Source organism: Pseudomonas sp. (genome assembly GCF_050739655.1).
In the GTDB taxonomy this organism is placed as follows: Bacteria; Pseudomonadota; Gammaproteobacteria; order Pseudomonadales; family Pseudomonadaceae; genus Aquipseudomonas.
On the sequence record NZ_JBOIBY010000246.1, the window covers coordinates 1 to 2,122 of the forward strand.

General features: G+C 60.3%; 2 protein-coding genes. Both read right to left on the minus strand.

What is annotated here, in order from left to right; all coding sequences use genetic code 11:
• Nucleotides 1-872, minus strand: an 872-nt coding sequence (gene ftsZ, locus ACRESJ_RS12055) for a cell division protein FtsZ (RefSeq protein WP_431758088.1), incomplete at its 3' end; no start/stop codon positions are given.
• Nucleotides 873-950: 78 nt separating this feature from the next.
• Nucleotides 951-2,122 (minus strand): cell division protein FtsA (ftsA, locus tag ACRESJ_RS12060; RefSeq protein WP_431758089.1); only part of this gene is annotated, 1,172 nt, incomplete at its 5' end.

Here is a 2,122-nt window from a genome sequence, read left to right on the forward strand (position 1 = left end):
GCGTGCTCGGAAGCGAAGGCTTCGATGATGCTACCCACGTCGGAGTACTCACCCAGGGACAGGTCAGGACCGGCGGTGATGTTCACCAGGATGCCGCGTGCACCTTGCAGGTTCACGTCTTCGAGCAACGGGTTGCGAATGGCCGCTTCAGTGGCTTCACGTGCACGGTTCGGACCGCTGGCGCAGCCAGTGCCCATCATTGCCATGCCCATTTCGCTCATCACGGTACGTACGTCGGCGAAGTCGACGTTGATCATGCCCGGACGCTTGATGATGTCGGAAATACCGCGAACGGCACCGGCCAATACATCGTCAGCCTTGGCGAACGCCGACAAGAGGCTTGCGTCTTTACCCAGGATGGTCAGCAGCTTCTCGTTGGGAATGGTGATCAACGAGTCAACGCTTTCAGACAGCAGACGGATACCTTCGTCGGCCAGCTGCATGCGTTTGCGACCTTCGAACGGGAACGGACGAGTCACTACCGCAACGGTGAGGATGCCCATTTCCTTGGCCACTTCGGCAATGATCGGCGCAGCACCGGTACCGGTACCACCGCCCATGCCAGTGGTGATGAACACCATGTTGGTGCCCTGCAGGACCTCGGCGATGCGCTCACGATCTTCGAGAGCGGCCTGACGACCTACTTCAGGGTTGGCGCCAGCGCCCAGACCTTTGGTCACGCCGGTACCCAGTTGCAGGATGGTCCGCGCGCTGATGCTTTTCAGCGCCTGGGCATCAGTGTTGGCGCAGATGAACTCAACGCCTTCAATGTTGCTCTTGACCATGTGATTCACGGCGTTGCCGCCGCCACCGCCAACACCGATAACTTTAATTACCGGGCTTGCGGGGATGTTGTCTACGAGTTCGAACATTTTCCCTCTCCTTTACGTTCTCTAGTTTTTTCGCCTACTGCCTGTATCTACAACGGTGCTGCGGTACTGCGATGAATCTTAGAAATTGCCCTGGACCCAGCTCTTGAGGCGATCGAGCAAGGCGCCTTTGGGCTCTTCGTTGCTGTAGCTGTCGCGACTGCCGATGCCCGAGAACGAAATGCCGTCGGATTGCTTCTGCAGGCCGTACATCAACAGGCCAACGCCAGTGGAATAAATCGGGTTGCGGACCACGTCATCCAGGCCTTTTACGCCGTGAGGCACGCCCAGGCGCACCGGCATGTGGAAGATTTCCTCGGCCAGTTCAGTGGCGCCTTCCATCTTCGCCGTACCGCCGGTCAGCACGATGCCGGCCGGGATCAGGTCTTCGTAGCCACTGCGACGCAGCTCGGCCTGGATCAGCGTGAACAACTCGTCGTAGCGCGGCTCGACCACTTCGGCCAGGGCCTGACGGGACAGCTCGCGTGGAGGACGGTCGCCAACACTTGGCACCTTGATGGTTTCGCCGGCACCGGCCAGTTTGGCCAGGGCGCAGGCATAGCGAATCTTGATTTCTTCGGCGTACTGGGTCGGGGTGCGCAACGCCATGGCGATGTCGTTGGTCACCTGATCGCCCGCAATCGGGATCACCGCGGTGTGACGGATCGCGCCTTCGGTGAAGATCGCGATGTCGGTGGTGCCGCCACCGATGTCGACCAGGCACACGCCCAGTTCTTTCTCGTCGTCGGTCAGTACCGAGTACGCCGAAGCGAGTTGCTCAAGAATGATGTCGTCGATTTCCAGACCGCAGCGACGCACGCATTTTTCAATGTTCTGTGCAGCGTTGACGGCGCAGGTGACCACGTGAACCTTGGCTTCCAGACGTACGCCGGACATACCCAGTGGTTCGCGCACGCCTTCCTGGTTATCGATCACGTAATCCTGCGGCAAGGTGTGCAGCACCCGCTGGTCAGCCGGGATCGCCACGGCCTGGGCGGCGTCGAGTACACGCTCAAGGTCCGCCGAGCTGACTTCGCGATCACGAATCGCCACGATGCCGTGGGAGTTCAGGCTGCGGATGTGATTGCCGGCCACACCGACGAACGCCGAGTGAATGCGGCAACCCGCCATCAGCTGCGCTTCTTCGATGGCGCGCTGGATCGATTGCACGGTGGATTCGATGTTCACCACCACGCCTTTTTTCAGGCCACGGGACGGATGGGTGCCGATCCCGACGATTTCCAGCGTGCCGT